The 15,771-nt window shown below is 72.3% G+C and carries 14 protein-coding genes; 5 read left to right on the top strand and 9 right to left on the bottom strand.

Going from position 1 to position 15,771, the window contains the following annotated elements:
• Positions 1–195 precede the first annotated feature (195 nt).
• The 6 genes from LH044_RS10285 to LH044_RS10260 form a co-directional block, all read right to left on the bottom strand.
• Entirely contained in the window at positions 196–684 is a 489-nt protein-coding gene (locus LH044_RS10285) for a hypothetical protein (RefSeq protein WP_227759942.1), read from the bottom strand.
• A 111-nt stretch (positions 685–795) separates the two neighbouring features.
• Positions 796–1,206 carry a hypothetical protein gene (locus LH044_RS10280; protein WP_227759941.1) on the bottom strand — a complete coding sequence of 137 codons (411 nt, stop codon included), beginning with the start codon at positions 1,204–1,206 and terminating at the stop codon, positions 796–798.
• A 65-nt stretch (positions 1,207–1,271) separates the two neighbouring features.
• On the bottom strand, positions 1,272–2,042 hold the full coding sequence (locus LH044_RS10275) for a succinate dehydrogenase/fumarate reductase iron-sulfur subunit (protein WP_374210611.1): 771 nt from the start codon (positions 2,040–2,042) through the stop codon (positions 1,272–1,274).
• Positions 2,043–2,133: 91 nt separating this feature from the next.
• Positions 2,134–4,056: a fumarate reductase/succinate dehydrogenase flavoprotein subunit gene (locus tag LH044_RS10270; RefSeq protein ID WP_374210610.1), complete on the bottom strand. Its 1,923-nt coding sequence runs from the start codon at positions 4,054–4,056 to the stop codon at positions 2,134–2,136.
• A 25-nt stretch (positions 4,057–4,081) separates the two neighbouring features.
• Positions 4,082–4,834, bottom strand: a complete 753-nt coding sequence (locus tag LH044_RS10265) for a succinate dehydrogenase cytochrome b subunit (RefSeq protein ID WP_227759938.1) — start codon at positions 4,832–4,834, stop codon at positions 4,082–4,084.
• 233 nt (positions 4,835–5,067) lie between these two features.
• Complete coding sequence (locus LH044_RS10260; protein ID WP_227759937.1) at positions 5,068–5,409, bottom strand: hypothetical protein; 342 nt, start codon at positions 5,407–5,409, stop codon at positions 5,068–5,070.
• A 26-nt stretch (positions 5,410–5,435) separates the two neighbouring features.
• Here LH044_RS10260 and LH044_RS10255 point away from each other — a divergent pair, with 26 nt between their 5' ends.
• Entirely contained in the window at positions 5,436–6,353 is a 918-nt protein-coding gene (locus LH044_RS10255; protein WP_227759936.1) for a 50S ribosomal protein L11 methyltransferase, read from the top strand.
• Between the two features lie 5 nt (positions 6,354–6,358).
• Here LH044_RS10255 and LH044_RS10250 read toward each other — a convergent pair whose 3' ends face one another.
• Positions 6,359–7,198, bottom strand: coding sequence for an N-acetylmuramoyl-L-alanine amidase (locus tag LH044_RS10250; RefSeq protein ID WP_227759935.1), 840 nt, complete (start codon positions 7,196–7,198; stop codon positions 6,359–6,361).
• A 409-nt stretch (positions 7,199–7,607) separates the two neighbouring features.
• Here LH044_RS10250 and LH044_RS10245 point away from each other — a divergent pair, with 409 nt between their 5' ends.
• The 4 genes from LH044_RS10245 to LH044_RS10230 all read left to right on the top strand — a co-directional run bounded on the left by LH044_RS10245 (position 7,608) and on the right by LH044_RS10230 (position 13,132).
• On the top strand, positions 7,608–9,245 hold the full coding sequence (locus LH044_RS10245) for a circularly permuted type 2 ATP-grasp protein (RefSeq protein ID WP_227759934.1): 1,638 nt from the start codon (positions 7,608–7,610) through the stop codon (positions 9,243–9,245).
• Positions 9,245–10,327, top strand: coding sequence for an alpha-E domain-containing protein (locus tag LH044_RS10240; protein ID WP_227759933.1), 1,083 nt, complete (start codon positions 9,245–9,247; stop codon positions 10,325–10,327). Before LH044_RS10245 ends, LH044_RS10240 begins: the two co-directional genes overlap by 1 nt.
• Positions 10,324–11,340, top strand: coding sequence for a transglutaminase family protein (locus LH044_RS10235; protein ID WP_227759932.1), 1,017 nt, complete (start codon positions 10,324–10,326; stop codon positions 11,338–11,340). Before LH044_RS10240 ends, LH044_RS10235 begins: the two co-directional genes overlap by 4 nt.
• Before the next feature lie 337 nt (positions 11,341–11,677).
• Positions 11,678–13,132: a sigma 54-interacting transcriptional regulator gene (locus tag LH044_RS10230; protein WP_227759931.1), complete on the top strand. Its 1,455-nt coding sequence runs from the start codon at positions 11,678–11,680 to the stop codon at positions 13,130–13,132.
• An 80-nt stretch (positions 13,133–13,212) separates the two neighbouring features.
• On the opposite strand, the gene LH044_RS10225 is transcribed toward LH044_RS10230, so the two are convergent.
• Positions 13,213–13,938 carry an oxygen-binding di-iron domain-containing protein gene (locus LH044_RS10225; protein ID WP_227759930.1) on the bottom strand — a complete coding sequence of 242 codons (726 nt, stop codon included), beginning with the start codon at positions 13,936–13,938 and terminating at the stop codon, positions 13,213–13,215.
• A gap of 146 nt (positions 13,939–14,084) precedes the next feature.
• Positions 14,085–15,752 carry a LuxR family transcriptional regulator gene (locus LH044_RS10220; RefSeq protein ID WP_227759929.1) on the bottom strand — a complete coding sequence of 556 codons (1,668 nt, stop codon included), beginning with the start codon at positions 15,750–15,752 and terminating at the stop codon, positions 14,085–14,087.
• Positions 15,753–15,771: the final 19 nt, after the last annotated feature.

The following is a 15,771-nucleotide window of genomic DNA, read 5'->3' as shown; positions in this document are numbered from 1 at the left end:
GGTGGCATCCTGCCGACCGCAACCGATCCATCTCCCCACGGAGCCGGGGTAGCCGCCCCGTTCTCCCTCCCGGTTCCCACCGAACCGAAGAGCTGTCGATGACGGTACGGGCGAACCGGCGTCCGGGCCAGAGGGAGATGTACCCAGCCCGCTGCGCTCGCCGGCCCCCGAGCCGTCGCGATCGGACGCCGCGACCTACTTGCAGTCCTTCACGAAGTAGCCGGAGATGGCGGCGGTCGCCGCGGAGTACGCCGGGTCGTTGACGTCCGCGTCGGTGAGGGTGCCGCCGCGGGCGGCGATGTCGCCGAACTTCTTCGCCACCACGTCGGCGTCGTCCTGCAGGTCGGCGGGGAGCTCGGCCTTGAGCTGCTCGGCCGCCTCCTGCGAGCGCTTGGCCCCCTCGCTGCCCTCGAGCACGCCCTGCACCAGGTTCGTGAACTTCGCCGCCGCGGTGAGGCAGCTGCCGACCGGTCCGGCCACCGATCCCATGTCGGGGATCGTGGTCGAGGCGTTCGGATCGGCGGCGGTCGTCGTGGTCGACGAGGCGGGGGAGTCGGCCTCGACGGTCGTCCCGTCGTCGCTGCACGCCGCCGCGAGCGGGACCACGCCGAGCAGCGCGACCAGGCCGGCGGCGGCCCGGCGCCGCGGGCGGAGGCGGCGTGACGAGGGTGTGGTGTCGGTCATCGACCGGCGATCGTACCGACCGCCGGGGCCGCCCGGACCGGCACCACCCCGGACGCTTTGCGACGCCTCAGACCGGGACGGTCCGGTCGCGACGACGCCCGAGAGGCGGGGTCAGGTCAGCGGTGGCGGGTGCTCGACGATCGTCTCGATGCCGCCCCGCACGTTCTGCGTGAGTCGGACCCGCACGTCGGCGAGGCCGGGGCCCAGCGCCACGATCGTGTCGTGCAGCTCGAGGACCAGGTGCTCGGCGAAGATCGGTCGCTCGCGGAAGGTGGTGAGCCAGAGCTTCAGCGACTTCGACTCGATCGCCTGGCTGACCGCCGTGTAGGCGATCTCGGCGGTGTAGATGTCGGGCTGGATGCCGTCGACCGCGGGGCACAACGCCTGCAGCTCCTCGGTCCGGAACGTGATGCGCACCGGGCGGTCGACGTCGAACACGTCCAGGCGCCCGTACTCCTCGACCTCGACGTGCCGACCGAGCATCGGCTCGGACGGGTTCGACGGGTCAGGTGCGTCCGACATGGCGATGCGGCCCGTTCTGTGATGCTCGATGCGTCTGTTCCGACGTGATCAGCATCACAGAACGGTCAGCCGATCTTCTTCTGGCCCAGGCGGCGCAGGTTCACCAGCTTCGACTTGGCGTAGTCCCGGTTCATCATGGCGATGAAGTCGATCGAGATCTCCTTGGGGCACGCCTCCTGGCACTCCCCGTAGTTGGTGCAGGAGCCGAAGTACTCCTCCATCGTCTCGACCATCGTCTCGGTGCGGTCGTAGCGCTCCGCCTGGCCCTGCGGCAGCAGGTTCAGGTGGTTGATCTTCGCCGCGGTGAAGAGGTTGGCCGCCGAGTTCGGGCAGGCCGCCACGCAGGCGCCGCAGCCGATGCAGGCCGCCGCGTCCATGGCCGCGTCGGCGGCCTCCTTGGGAACCGGGATCTCGTTGGCGTCGGGGGCCGCACCGGTGTTGACGGTGATGTAGCCGCCGGCCTCGACGATGCGGTCGAACGCCGCCCGGTTGACCACCAGGTCCTTGATGATCGGGAAGCCCGCGGCCCGCCACGGCTCGATCGTGATCTCGTCGCCGTCGCTGAACTTCCGCATGTGGAGCTGGCACGTGGCCGTGCCCTTCTGCGGGCCGTGGGCCTGGCCGTTGATCATCAGGCCGCACGTGCCGCAGATGCCCTCGCGGCAGTCGTGGTCGAACGAGATCGGCTCGTCGCCGCTGGTGATCAGGTCCTCGTTGACGTAGTCGAGCATCTCGAGGAACGACGCGTCGTCGGCGACGGTCGTCGTGTACTCCTCGAAGTGGCCGTGCGTGTCGGGGCCGGGCTGGCGCCAGACCCGCAGCTTCAGGTTGAGCATCTTCCCGTGCGGCGGCGGCTCGGGCACGCCGCCGGTCACGGTCGGGGAGTCGGCGTTGGTGGTGTCGGTCACGTCCTCGTCTCCCTGTGGCTCACTTGTAGCTGCGCTGCGTCAGCGCCACGTTCTCGAACACCAGGTCCTCCTTGTGGAGGATGGCGTCGCGCTGGATGTCGGGCCCGCCGTACTCCCAGGCACCGACGTACGCGAAGTTCTCGTCGTCGCGCTTGGCCTCGCCGTCCTCGGTCTGGTGCTCCTCGCGGAAGTGGCCGCCGCAGGACTCCTCGCGGTGGAGGGCGTCGCGGACCTTCAGCTCGGCCATCTCCATGAAGTCCGCGACCCGCAGGCCCTTCTCGAGCGACTGGTTCCAGCCGTTCGGGTCGCCGGGGATCCGGACGTTCTTCCAGAACTCCTCGCGGAGCGGAGGGATCTCGGCCAGCGCCTTCTCGAGGCCCGCCTTGTTGCGGCTCATCCCGCAGTAGTCCCACACGATCTTGCCGAGCTCGCGGTGGTAGTGGTCGACCGTCGCCGTCCCCTGCACCGCGACCAGCTGGTCGATGCGGTCCTGGCTCTCGGCGAGCGTCGAGGTGAACGCCGGCTCGTCGGTCGACATCGGCGTCGTGCCGAGCAGGCCGGCGAGGTAGCCGGCGACCGTGGACGGCCCGACGAAGTAGCCGTCGGCCAGGCCCTGCATGAGCGCCGAGGCGCCCAGGCGGTTGGCGCCGTGGTCGGAGAAGTTGGCCTCGCCCAGGGCGAAGAGGCCGGGGATCGTGGTCTGCAGGTTGTAGTCCACCCACAGGCCGCCCATCGTGTAGTGGGTGGCCGGGTAGATGCGCATCGGCACCTTGTACGGGTCCTCGCCGGTGATCCGCTCGTACATGTCGAACAGGTTCCCGTAGCGGGCCCGGATGGTGTCCTCGCCGAAGCGCGCGATGGCGTCGGCGAAGTCCAGGTACACGCCGTTCTTGAGCGGGCCGACGCCGCGGCCCTCGTCGACGACGGTCTTGGCGTTGCGGGAGGCGACGTCGCGCGGGACGAGGTTGCCGAACGCCGGGTACTTGCGCTCGAGGTAGTAGTCGCGCTCGCTCTCGGGGATGTCGGCGGGGGCACGGCTGTCGTCGAACGCCTTCGGCACCCAGATGCGACCGTCGTTGCGGAGCGACTCCGACATGAGGGTCAGCTTCGACTGGAACTCGTCGGCCGGCGGGATGCACGTCGGGTGGATCTGCGTGAAGCAGGGGTTGGCGAACGCCGCGCCCTTCTTGTGCGCCCGCCAGGTGGCCGTCACGTTGCAGGCCTTGGCGTTCGTCGAGAGGAAGTAGACGTTGCCGTAGCCGCCGGTGCACAGCAGCACGGCGTGGGCGCTGAACGCCTCGACCTCGCCGGTCAGCAGGTCGCGGCAGGTGATGCCCTGGGCCCGGCCGTCGTGCACGACGACGTCCTGCATCTCCATGCGGTTGTACAGCTGGACGGTGCCGAGGTGGATCTGGCGGGCGAGCGCCTGATAGGCGCCGAGCAGCAGCTGCTGGCCCGTCTGGCCCCGGGCGTAGAACGTGCGGGCCACCTGGGCGCCGCCGAACGAGCGGTTGTCGAGCAGGCCGCCGTACTCCCGGGCGAAGGGGACGCCCTGGGCGGTGCACTGGTCGATGATGTTGACCGACACCTCGGCGAGGCGGTGCACGTTCGCCTCACGGGAGCGGTAGTCGCCGCCCTTGATCGTGTCGTAGAAGAGCCGGTGCACCGAGTCGCCGTCGTTGCGGTAGTTCTTCGCGGCGTTGATGCCGCCCTGGGCGGCGATCGAGTGCGCACGGCGGGGCGAGTCGTGGAAGGTGAAGACCTTCACGTTGTAACCGAGCTCGCCGAGCGTGGCGGCGGCCGCGGCGCCGGCCAGGCCGGTGCCGACGACGATCACGTCGAACTTCCGACGGTTCGACGGGTTCACGAGCTTCAGGTCGAACTTGTGGTTCGTCCACTTCTCGGCGATCGGCCCCTGGGGGATGTGCGCGTCGAGGGTGATGGTCACGGTGGTTCCTCTCTCCGCGTCAGTTCGAGACGACGCCGGCCTGGATGGCCACGACGAAGGCGCAGTTCATGCCGATGGTGACGACGACGAAGCCGGCGGCGAACGCCTTGCGGACGCCGTTGTAGCGGGGGCTGTTGATGCCCATGGACTGGAACATCGACCAGGCGCCGTGGAACAGGTGGATGCCGAGGGCGATGTTGCCGATCAGGTAGATGATCGCCACCGGCCACTGCTCGAGGCTGGCGACGAGGTTGTCGTACGCGGCGCCGCGGACGAAGTCGGGGTTGACCCAGCCCCAGGTGAGGTCCGCCAGGTGGAAGAGCAGGTAGAGCAGGACGATCACGCCGGTCCAGCGCATCGTCCGGGAGGCGAAGTTGGCGGCGATGTAGTCGCGCGGCGACTGGTACCGGATCGGGCGGGACCGCCGGTTCATGGCCGTGAGCTGGGCCGCCGCGATGATGTGCAGGGCGAACATCACGATCAGCCCGATGCGCAGCGCCCACAGCGCCCACGTGTGGGGGAGGATCGGCGAGAACAGCGAGCGCAGGCCCTCGGCGTAGTGGTCGAACTCGGTCCGGCCGAGGAACATCTTCAGGTTGCCGAACATGTGGGCGAACACGAAGCCCATCAGGCCGACGCCCGTGAGGGCCATGACCCACTTCTTGCCGACGGCCGACCGCCAGAAGTCGATCAACAGGTTCCTGTTGGACCTGTGCGTCCCGTTGACGTCGGGGGCGTCCGCGCCCTCTCGACGTTCCATGGCCTGGGTCATGCCCGTGCTCTCCTGAACGGCGGGTCACCGACCAGCGATCGAACGACTGCGGGATCGGTTCGATCGAAACCTACCTGCCGCGTGGAGCGGGCTCACAAACGGTCACCGTGTTCCAGGGATGACCGCGATCGCCCGGAGCGATCGGCCCCGGCTCGTGCCTCCCGTTCCTGCGTGGGTTCCCGTCGCCAGGCGACGCGAACCCACGCAAGAACGATCGACAGCGCGACGGAGCCTCAGTCGTCGCGCTCGTCCGCCACCTGTTCGGCGTCCTCGGGGCTCGCGATCTCGCTCTCGGTCGGCCGGACCTCGGGGTCGTGGCCGTGGGCGCGGTTGACCGCCACCTTCGCGTCGTCGACCGAGACGTCGTCGGGCGAGCGGTCGGCCAGGGCCTCGGCCTCCCGGTCGCGGTCGCCGGTGGCGGCGTGGAGTCGCTGGCGCAGGGACGGTGAGTCGTCGCGCTCGTCCCGGTCGCGGTCCCGTCGCTCCGCCTCACGCACGCCCGGCTCGGTGTGCTCGGTGCTGTGGCCGGTGCGGTCGTCGAGGGTGCGGGACGGTTCACCTGGTGACGTGGACATGGTCGGTCCCTACCCTGTCGGGCGCGATGGCACACGTGACCCCCGAGCCGCTCGGTGACCGCGCTCAGGAAGGGGGCGCCCGCATGGTCGTGGCCGTCGTCGCCGACGACACGCCGTTCTGCGCGACGGGTGCCGAGCTGCTTGCGGACCGGCTCTTCTCGCTCGGTGCCAGCGCGGTGTCCGAGCTGGCGACGCCCGACGGCGGCGGGCTCCGGCTCGTCGCCGACCTGCCCGTCGGCGCGCTGCCCGACCTCGAGGCGACCGGCCAGCCCTTCGAGGTGCTCGAGGTCGACCCGTCGTGGTCGGGCGGGTGGCGCGACCACGCGGTTGCGGTGGCGGTCGGTGAGCGGCTGGTCGTCCGACCTGCCTGGGTCGCGCCGTCGCCCGAGCACGACGGCCGGATCGAGGTCGTCGTCGACGCCGCCGCCTCGTTCGGGTCCGGGTCGCACGCGACGACCCGGCTCTGCCTCGCCGCGATCGAGTCGCTGGCCGACCGGTCGGCGCTCGGTCGCGTGCTCGACGTCGGCTCGGGCACCGGCGTGCTCGGCGCCGCTGCGCTCCTCCTCGGGGCGACCTCGCTGGTCGCGGTCGACATCGATCACGCTGCCGTCGAGGCGACGCGCCGGACCGCGGCGCTCGGCGGGGTGGAGCATCTCGTCGTCGAGTCGTCGGTCCGCACGGTCGCCGACGTGGTCGACGAGCACGGTCCGTTCGACCTCGTGCTCGCCAACCTCCTCGTCCCGATCATCGAGCAGCTGGGTCCGCAGCTCGCGTCGGCCGTGGCCCCCGGCGGCGACCTGGTGCTGAGCGGGCTGCTGGCCGACGACGCGACGGGCCAGGTCGACCGGGCGATCGCGGCCGTGCGGGGCTCGGGCTCCGAGCTCCACGTCGTGGCCCGCCTCGACGACGACGGGTGGTCCGCCGTCCTGCTGCACCGCGACTGAGGCGGTCAGCCGCGCCGGCGGCGGAGGGCCACGACGCCCGCCACCGCAGCCGCGGCCAGCGCGCCCGCGCCCGCGACGAGCGGCCACCGCTCCTCGTCCTGGCCGGCCGGACCTCCTGCGGCGGCGGGCTCGTCGCGCTCCGGTGCGGCGCGCACGCTGGTCGGGGCCGATCCGGTCGTGGCGGGCGTCGTCGGGCCCGGTGCCGTGCCGGGCGGCGCCGTGGTCGTCGTCGCCGCGGGGCCGGGCGCACGGCGGGCGCTGACCTCGACCGGGAACGTCGTGCGAACGAGGGCGTAGCAGGCGTCGCCCGGGCAGGTGGTCTGCGACACGTCGCGGTGTGCGCTGATCGTGGCGGTCTCGACGGCGGCGCCGGCCGGCCAGCGGTTGGAGCCGAGCGAGGTGAACCGGGCGGTCGCCCCGGGTCCGGTGTCGATCGAGTACCGGTCGGCGAGCCAGGCGAGGAGCGACCACATCGCCCCCAGCGCCTCGGGGGTCGGCGGCTCCGAGGTGTGGTCGCCGAGGAAGCAGCAGAGCTGGCTGTAGCCCTGGTTGCCCCCGGTCGCCGAGCCCCGCACCGGCCCGTCGACGCTGCCGGCCCGGCCCTCGTAGATCGTCCCGTACCGGTCGACGAAGAAGTTGTACGCGACGTCGGGCCAGCCCTTGGACGCGCCGGTGTGGAAGGCGTGGATGCCGCGGAGCAGCCGCACCGGGTCGTCGGGCCCGTAGTCGTTGCCCGGCTCAGCGGTGTGGTGGACGAGCAGGAAGCGGACGTCCTCGGCGACGAGCGGTCCGCTCGGCAGGTCGCCGCCCCAGTCGGCCCGGCGGACGATCGGCGGCACCGCCACCGACCGAGCCGTCGCCGTCCGAGCCGTCGCCGTCCGAGCCGCCGCAGTCCGAGCTCCCGTCGTCCGAGCTGGCGCCGACCCGCCGACGCCGGCGGCGGCCGATGCCCGCGGACCCGACCCGACGGCGGCCGCGGTCACCAGCGGCGCAACCACCAGGCCGCGCAGGAGCGCCCGTCGGTGCGGGCCCGGGAGCCCGTCGTCGCGCTCGCAGCGGTCGCACATCCCCGCCACGGTAGGGGCGCGGCACCGACGGGAGCGGTGGGGGTCCGGGGTTGCGCCGGCGGCCGCGTGGGTACCGGGACCTGGTGTCCGCGCCCGTGTTCCTGCCCCATCACGACCATGTGAACCGGATGTGAACAAGCCTTCACCGGCTTTCCCGGGGCCGGAGGACCGCTTTACCGTCCCCTCCGTGGCCGACTGGTTCGACGACTACGCCCTCGACGGGTTCTTCGACGAGGTGGTCGACGGCGAGGGAGACGTCCGACCGCACTACGGGCACGTCGCCAGCGCGCTCCAAGGGCTGAGCCACGAGGACCTGGCCCGTGCCGAGCGCCGGCGCAACGCCGCGTTCCAGACCCAGGGCATCACGTTCACGGTCTACGAGGACCACGACGACGCGTCGCCCGCCGGCATCGAGCGCACCTTCCCGATGGACCTGCTGCCCCGGGTGATCCCCGCGGACGAGTGGTCGCACCTGGAGCAGGGCCTCGTGCAGCGGGTCCGGGCGCTCAACCGGTTCCTCGACGACCTGTACGTCGGGGGCATGCAGATCGTCGAGGACGGGGTCGTGCCCCGCTGGCTCGTCCTGTCGTCCGACGGCTTCACCCACGAGGCCTTCGGGGTGCCGGTGCCCCTCGGCGCCCGCTGCCTGGTCGCCGGCGTCGACGTCATCCGCGACGACGAGGGCACGTACCGGGTCCTCGAGGACAACCTCCGCAGCCCGAGCGGCATCTCCTACGTCGTCGAGAACCGCGCTGCGCTCGCCCGTGTGCTGCCGCAGCTGTTCGCCGGCGAGAAGGTCCGGCCGGTCGACCAGTACGGCTCGATGCTGCTGCACGCCCTGCAGCGCGTCGGCCCGCCCGCCGCGGGCGACGCGCCGACCGTGGTCGTCCTCACCCCGGGCATCTACAACTCCGCCTACTTCGAGCACGTGTTCCTCGCGACGCAGATGGGCGTCGAGCTCGTCGAGGGCCGCGACCTCGTCGTCGAGGACCACGTCGTCTACATGCGCACGACCAACGGCCTGCGCCGCGTCGACGTCATCTACCGCCGCATCGACGACGACTTCCTCGACCCGGTCGTGTTCCGGCCCGACTCGGCGCTCGGCGTGCCCGGCCTGATGGCGGCGGCCCGGGCCGGCAACGTCACGATCGCCAACGCGGTGGGCAACGGCGTCGCCGACGACAAGGCGGTCTACGCGTACGTGCCGGCGATGATCCGCTACTACCTCGGCGAGGAGCCGATCCTCGCCAACGTGCCGACCTACCTCCTCTGGGACCCCGACCAGCGGGCCTCGGTCCTCGACCGGCTCGACCAGCTCGTGGTGAAGCCGGTGGCCGAGGCCGGCGGCTACGGGATCATGATCGGTCCGCACGCCAGCGACGAGGAGATCGAGGAGACCCGGAAGCTCGTCGAGGAGAACCCGCGCAACTACATCGCGCAGGAGGTCATCTCGCTGTCCCGGCACCCCTGCCTGGTCGAGGACCACGTCGAGGGCCGCCACATCGACCTCCGACCCTTCATCCTCTCCGGCGAGAAGGTCGAGGTCGTGCCCGGCGGGCTCACGCGTGTCGCGCTGCGCAAGGGCTCGCTCGTCGTGAACAGCTCGCAGGGCGGCGGCTCGAAGGACACCTGGGTGCTGGCGCCCGACACCGCGACCGTCGAGGCGGACGACGAGGTCAAGGAGGGTCGGTCGATCGGCGCGGCTGCGGCGGACGAGCCCGCCACCGCCGAACTCAAGATCGTCGAGCCGCACCGGCCCGCGGACCTCGACATCCGCCAGCTCGGCGAGCTCGGGGCGACCGTGCAGTCGGGGAGCAGCAGCTGATGCTCGCCCGCACCGCCGAGTACCTCTTCTGGACCGGGCGCTACCTGGAGCGCGCCGAGGACACCGCCCGCCTGCTCGACGTCACCTACCACCGGCTCCTCGAGTCGACGCCCGGCGAGGCGCAGGAGGCGTGGGTCGACGTGCTCGTGTCGGTCGGGCTCGACGACGAGTTCTCGGATACCGACCTGCCGCTGACCGCGACCGCGGTGTGCGAGTACTTGGTCTGCGACCCGGCGAACCGTGGCTCGATCCAGGCCTGCATCGAGCAGGCCCGCACCAACGCCCGAGGGGTGCGCGAGCACCTGGCCGTCGAGATCTGGGAGCAGCTGAACTCGTTGCACCTCGATCTGGGCAACCGCAACGTCGCCCTCGACCTGCAGCGGCAGCCGCACGAGCTCTACGGGTTCATCCGCCAGGGCGTGCAGAGCGTGATCGGCGTCGCCGACGGCACGTGGTCCCGCGAAGAGGGCTGGCACTTCTTCAACCTCGGGCTGCTGCTCGAGCGGGCCGAGATGGGCGTCCGCCAGCTGCGCGCCCGCCACTCCCGCCACCGCGAGGACGAGGTCCACGAGTGGTTCGCGACGCTGCGGGCGTCGAGCGCGCTGAGCGCCTACCGCCGCCGCTACCGCGACTTCGACGAGGTGGCGCTGATCGAGCTGCTGCTGCTGTCGCCGACGCTGCCGCGCTCGGTCCTCTTCTCCCTGCGCGGCGCGGAGAGCCTTCTGGCGAGCATCACCGGCGATCGCCGATCGCTGGCGCTGCGCCTGCTCGGGCGCGTGCGCGCCGAGCTCGAGTTCGCCGACGCGGCCGAGCTCTGCGACGGCGAGCTGGTGCCCACCCTCGAGGTCGTGGAGGCGCAGATCCGCGACGTGGCCAGCGCCATCGCGGCCGAGTGCTTCCTCTACCGGGTCGAGCTCGACCTGCACGAGCTGCACCTCGTGCCGGGCGAGCAGCCCGAGCAGGGCAGGGAGCTGTCGGCGAACGGCGCCGCCGGCGCCGCCGGTGGGGCCGCCGCAGCGGTGGGCACGGGCTCGGCGGTGGGGTCGGGCTCGATGGGTTCGAGGATCGGGGGCACCACGTGAGGCTGGACGTCAGGTACCGGACGGCGTTCGAGTACAGCGAGCGGACGAGCGAGTCGCAGAACGAGCTGCGGGCCTGCCCGACGACCGACGCGAGCCAGCGGCTGCTCGACTACCGGGTCACCGTCGAGCCCGGCGCCCGCGTGTTCAGCTACATCGACGCATGGGGCACGCGGGTCGACGCGTTCGGCATCCGCCGCCACCACACCGCGATGGCCGTGACCGCCGAGGCGTCGGTCGAGACCCGACCCCGCCCGCTGCCGACCGCCGCTCCCCGGACCGAGGCGCTCAAGCGCGGCGACTTCGTCGACGCCCACATCGAGTACCTCGGCCGCGACCGCAACACCGATTGGGGCCCCGGCGTCGCCGAGGTGGCGCAGCGCCAGCTCGCGCTGGCCGGCCCCGACGTCGTCGGCGCCATCCTCGCCATTCACCGGTTCGTCGGCACCAACCTCCAGTACCGGCCCGGAGCGACCGACGTCGGCATCGGCGTCGAGGACGTGCTCTCCGGCGGGGCCGGCGTCTGCCAGGACTACGCGCACCTCGCCGTGTCCATGTGCCGGTCGCTGGGGGTGCCGGCGCGCTACGTGTCCGGCTACCTGTTCACCGACCGCGACGAGACCGGCGAGGTGCCCGTCGGCGACACCGTCTACGTGCAGACCCACGCCTGGATGGAGGCCGCGGTCCCCGGGTGGGGCTGGCTCGCGCTCGACCCGACCAACGGCCAGGTCGTCGGCGAGCACCACGTGAAGATCGGCCACGGCCGCAGCTACGACGACGTGCAGCCGCTCCGGGGCGTCTTCCTCGGCCCGGCCGCGTCGACGGTCACGCCGGTCGTCGAGATCCGCCGCGTCGACAGCGCCGACCTCTGGCGCACGAGCGCCGACCAGCAGCGCAGCGTGCACGTGCCGTCCGAGATGCCGATGGCCGGCCGGCGGGCCCACCCGTCGAACCCCGCCGGGCCCATCCAGCAGCAGCAGGTCCAGCAGCAGCAGGAGCGGCGCCGGACCGGCTGAGCACCACGACCACCCCTGCCCGTCCTCCCCAGGCCGGGCCCGGGGCCACCTCTCAGGGCGTCGGGCCGTGCCCTGGTGACACCACACACCACTCCACGGAGGACACCCACATGGTCAACGACATCCCGCCGAAGGCGCTCCGCAAGCCGATGCGCAAGGACCTGCGCAAGCCGCTCCGGGCCCCCGGCTACAAGCCCGCCAAGCCGCCGGCGCTCTGACCGTCCCGCTCCGCCGTGCGGGGAGGCGCCGACGAGGCCCTCCCGGCACGGCGGCGCGGCCGGCCGGGCCCGTCCGGCGCCGCCGGGTCGGTGCTCGGACGCCCGGGTAGCCTCCGCGCATGGCTGACCCCACCACCCCCTCGAACGCCGCCGACAGCGGGACCCAGCCCGACGACCTGCCGTCCACCCTCGGGGAGCTGCGCGCCTCCGGCTGGAGCTCCGTGCCGGTCAAGCACGAGATCCGCCGCAACGCCGCCGCACGGATCCGGGACGGCGTGCCGCTGTTCCCGCACGTGCTCGGCTACGAGGACACCGTCTTCCCGCAGCTCGAGAACGCGCTGCTGGCGGGCCACGACGTCATCTTCCTGGGTGAGCGCGGCCAGGCGAAGACGCGGATGATCCGCTCGCTCGTCGACCTCCTCGACGAGTGGATGCCCATCGTCGAGGGGTCCGAGATCAACGACGACCCGTACGCGCCCGTGTCGGCGCACGCCCGGAACCTCGTCGCCGAGGCGGGCGAGGAGACCCCGATCGACTGGGTGCACCGGTCGCTGCGCTTCGGCGAGAAGCTCGCCACGCCCGACACCGCGATCGCCGACCTCATCGGCGAGGTCGACCCGATCCGCGTCGCCGAGGGCCGCTACCTCTCCGACGAGCTGACGCTCCACTACGGCCTGGTGCCCCGCACCAACCGCGGCATCTTCGCCATCAACGAGCTCCCCGACCTGGCCGAGCGGATCCAGGTGGGCCTGTTGAACGTGCTCGAGGAGCGTGACATCCAGATCCGGGGCTACAAGATCCAGCTGCCGCTCGACCTGCTGCTCGTCGCCTCGGCCAACCCCGAGGACTACACGAACCGCGGCCGGCTGATCACGCCGCTGAAGGACCGCTTCGGCTCGCAGGTGCGGACGCACTACCCGCTCGACGTCGAGACCGAGGTGACGATCGTCCACCAGGAAGCCGAGCCGTTCGAGGTCGACGGCGTGTCGGTCACCGTGCCCGACCACATGTCCGACATCATCGCAACGATCTCGCAGCTCGCCCGCCAGAGCCCCCACATCTCGCAGCGCTCCGGCGTGTCGGTGCGCCTCTCGGTCTCCAACCAGGAGACGATGGTCGCCAACGCCGCCCGCCGGGCCCTCGCCGCCGGCGAGGAGGAGGTCGTCCCCCGTGTCTGCGACCTGGAGGCGCTCCCGGCGTCGACCGCCGGCAAGATCGAGATCGAGACGCTCGAGGAGGGTCGCGACGAGCAGGTGCTCGACCACCTGGTCCGCTCCGCCGTGCTCACCGTGTTCCGCGAGCGGGTCCGCCCCGAGTCGCTGACGAAGGTCGTCGAGGCCTTCGAGGACCAGGACCCGATCGAGATCGGCGAGGACGTGCCCGCGGCGCGCTACGTCGAGCTGCTCACCGAGCTCCCCGCGCTGGGTGGCCCGGTCGACCAGCTCGTCGGGGAGCAGGCGAGCGCGGGGCTCATCGCCTCGGCCGTCGAGCTCGTGCTCGAGGGCCTGCACCTCTCGAAGCGCCTCAACAAGGACGCCGTGGGCGGCCGGGCGCAGTACCGCTCCCGGGGCTGACCCCACTCGCGCCCACCCTCCGGACCCGGGTCACCTCGCGCCCGATGCGGGCTCGGGACGACCCGGGTCCCGGGAGGGCGTCAGGCCGCGTCCGCGAGGGCGGCCGCGTACCCGGAGGCGAGGGCGCGCAGCTGGGTGGCGCCGTCGCCGCGGAACGACGAGCCGTGCATCACGGCGAGCGTCGTCGGCTCGAGGGTGGCGAGGCGCTCGAGGGTCGGCACCAGGTCCGGGCCCCGTGACGTCGAGTGGAACACCTCCTCCGTGAGGAGCGCGTCCTCGACGAGATCGGCCTCGACCACCGGGGCGCGCTCGGCCCCGGCCTGGCTCAGCAGGTCGCCGGCGAACAGCGTGCGGGTCGACTCGTCGAACCAGAGACCGCTCTCCCAGTTGTGGGGGACGTGCGGCGTGGGCAGGAAGCGCAGCCGGTGGTGGCCGAGGTCCAGCACCTCGCCGGGGTCGATGGAGCGGGGCGGACGGTCGCAGAGGTCGTTCAGCGAGATGTCGCAGGCCAGCGCCCCGTGGACCACCCGAGCCTCCGGTGCGGCGGCGAGGAACTCGTTCACGGCCCCGGACTCGTCGGCCTCGACGTGGCCGAACGAGATCCAACGGAGCGACGACAGGGGCACGACGCGTGCGACCGCGTCGGCGACGAGCGGGAAGAGGCCACGCATCCCGGTGTGGAACAAGAACGGCTCGTCGTCTCGGATCACGAACTGGTTGAACGTGAAGCCGGTGGGGCCGACCTCGGCGACGCTGGTCGACAGCCGGAACACGTCGGGGGCGATCTCGTTGACGGTGGTCTGCATGGTCGGGCCTCCTGGCTCCTCGGGCCGGCACGGCACCGACCCCACCGCCACCATCGCCCTGGAGCGGGGTTGCCCACATCGGGGATGACCCCCATCTGCACCCCCATTCCTGGGTGGCGGTTCGTGACCGACGTCGCAAGGCCGGTTCAGGCGCCCGGGGTCACGGCGAGCCGGACCGCCAGCGCCGCGGCCTCGGCCCGGCTCCGGACCCCGAGCTTGGAGAGCACTCGACCCACGTGGTGCTCGGCCGTCTTCGGCGAGATGAACAGGCGCTCGGCGATCTGCGCGTTCGTCAGGCCCTCGGCGATGAGCCCGAGCACCTCCTGCTCCCGGGCCGAGAGCGTGGCGGACAGCTCGTCGCGACTCGTCGGTCGGACCCGGCCGGTGTCCCCGAGGTCGCGGAGCAGCGCTGCGGCCCGGTCGCGCACGGGCGCCGCACCGAGGCGCGTCCCGATGGCGAGCGCAGTACGACCGTCGTCGATCGAGCCGGGACCGTCGCCCGCCTCGGTCCGGATCTCCGCCCGGTGGAGGTGCGCCAGGGCGACCGTCAGCGTGAGCTCGCCGGCGTGACGGCTGAGCACGGCGTTCAGCGCGTCGAGCGCCCCGTCGCGGTCCCCGGCGGCACGGCGGACACGGGCCGTGGTGCGATCGGCATGCGTCTGGACCGTTGCCAGGTCGACGTCCCCGGCGAGGGCGACGAGCTCGTCCGCCGTCGCCGCAGCGCCCTCCAGGTCGCCGGCGCGCAGCTGCATCTCGGCGAGGAGGTCGAGCAGCGGTGCCCGGCGGAGCGCGTCGCCGACCATCTCGCCGAGCCCGCGGCGCAGCGTGGCCTGGGCGAGGTCGAGGTCCCCCCGGGCCAGGTGCAGTCGAGCCAGCGGCCGGGAACAGGTCACGTGCTCGCCGAACGGGTCCAGCAGGGCCGCGGCGTCCTCGATCCTGCCCTGGTCGATCCGCAGGTCGGCGAGGTGGGCGATCGCCTGGGGTCGGTGGGAGCGGACCGGGTCGTCCGCCGGGCCGAGCGCGGAGAGCAGCTCCGCCTCGCCCTCCGGCCACCGGCCGGAGGCGCACAGCACCGACCCGTAGGTCACCCGGCAGTGGGTGAACATCACGACGGGCCGGGGCGCCATCGCGCCGTAGAAGGCCTGCACCAGGGCGGTCGCCTCCTCGGCACGGGCGATCTCACCCGCCCGGTCGCAGGCGGTGAGCATCGCGCACAGGCACAGGCCGACCGACACGGGCTCCACCTCGCCCGCCGTGATCATCGCCAGCGCCGCGTCCAGCCTGTCGAAGCCCTCGCGGACGTGGCCACGCGTCACCAGCGCCGTTCCCTGGTCCGAGAGCGCCCGAGCCTCGAGCGTGGTGTCACCGCTCTCGACGGCGATGGCCAACGCCCGTTCGGTCGATGCGAGGAGCTCGTCGGTGTTCAAGCGCTCGCACGCCATCACGGCCAGCTCGAGGTAGCCGTGCTCCACGCACCGGTCGTCGCCCTCGAGGCACCGACGGGCCCGTTCCCGCCAGCCGTTGGCGACCGACGGGTGGCCCTTCACGCCGACCTGCAGCCCGGCGAGCTCGCACGCGACCCGGGCCGCTCGCCGTGACCTGCCTTCCTGCCGGAGCAACCGGAACGATCGTTCCCACTCCCGCTGAGCGTCGTCCCACCGCTCGTCCATGAAGCGGAGACCGCCGAGCAGCGCGCGAGCCGGACCCTCGACGTCGGTGAAGGTCGTCGCGTGCTCGCACGACGCGACCGCCCGGTCGAAGTCGCCCTCGGCCAGCGCGACCTCGGCCGCCTCGAGCAGCTCGCCGCCGTCCATGCACGCCGAGGCTAGGACG

It is taken from the genome of Dermatobacter hominis (genome assembly GCF_020715685.1).
In the GTDB taxonomy this organism is placed as follows: domain Bacteria; phylum Actinomycetota; class Acidimicrobiia; order Acidimicrobiales; family Microtrichaceae; genus Dermatobacter; species Dermatobacter hominis.
Note: the sequence above shows the minus strand (reverse complement) of the source record. Positions and strands in the feature narration are given on the sequence as shown.

Bases quoted from the DNA above. Each gene is read 5' to 3' on its own strand.
- LH044_RS10285 (WP_227759942.1), bottom strand. From the start codon at position 684: ATGACCGACACCACACCCTCGTCACGCCGCCTCCGCCCGCGGCGCCGG.
- LH044_RS10280 (WP_227759941.1), bottom strand. From the start codon at position 1,206: ATGTCGGACGCACCTGACCCGTCGAACCCGTCCGAGCCGATGCTCGGT.
- LH044_RS10275 (WP_374210611.1), bottom strand. From the start codon at position 2,042: ATGCTCAACCTGAAGCTGCGGGTCTGGCGCCAGCCCGGCCCCGACACG.
- LH044_RS10265 (WP_227759938.1), bottom strand. From the start codon at position 4,834: ATGACCCAGGCCATGGAACGTCGAGAGGGCGCGGACGCCCCCGACGTC.
- LH044_RS10260 (WP_227759937.1), bottom strand. From the start codon at position 5,409: ATGTCCACGTCACCAGGTGAACCGTCCCGCACCCTCGACGACCGCACC.
- LH044_RS10255 (WP_227759936.1), top strand. From the start codon at position 5,436: ATGGCACACGTGACCCCCGAGCCGCTCGGTGACCGCGCTCAGGAAGGG.
- LH044_RS10240 (WP_227759933.1), top strand. From the start codon at position 9,245: ATGCTCGCCCGCACCGCCGAGTACCTCTTCTGGACCGGGCGCTACCTG.
- LH044_RS10230 (WP_227759931.1), top strand. From the start codon at position 11,678: ATGGCTGACCCCACCACCCCCTCGAACGCCGCCGACAGCGGGACCCAG.
- LH044_RS10225 (WP_227759930.1), bottom strand. From the start codon at position 13,938: ATGCAGACCACCGTCAACGAGATCGCCCCCGACGTGTTCCGGCTGTCG.
- LH044_RS10220 (WP_227759929.1), bottom strand. From the start codon at position 15,752: ATGGACGGCGGCGAGCTGCTCGAGGCGGCCGAGGTCGCGCTGGCCGAG.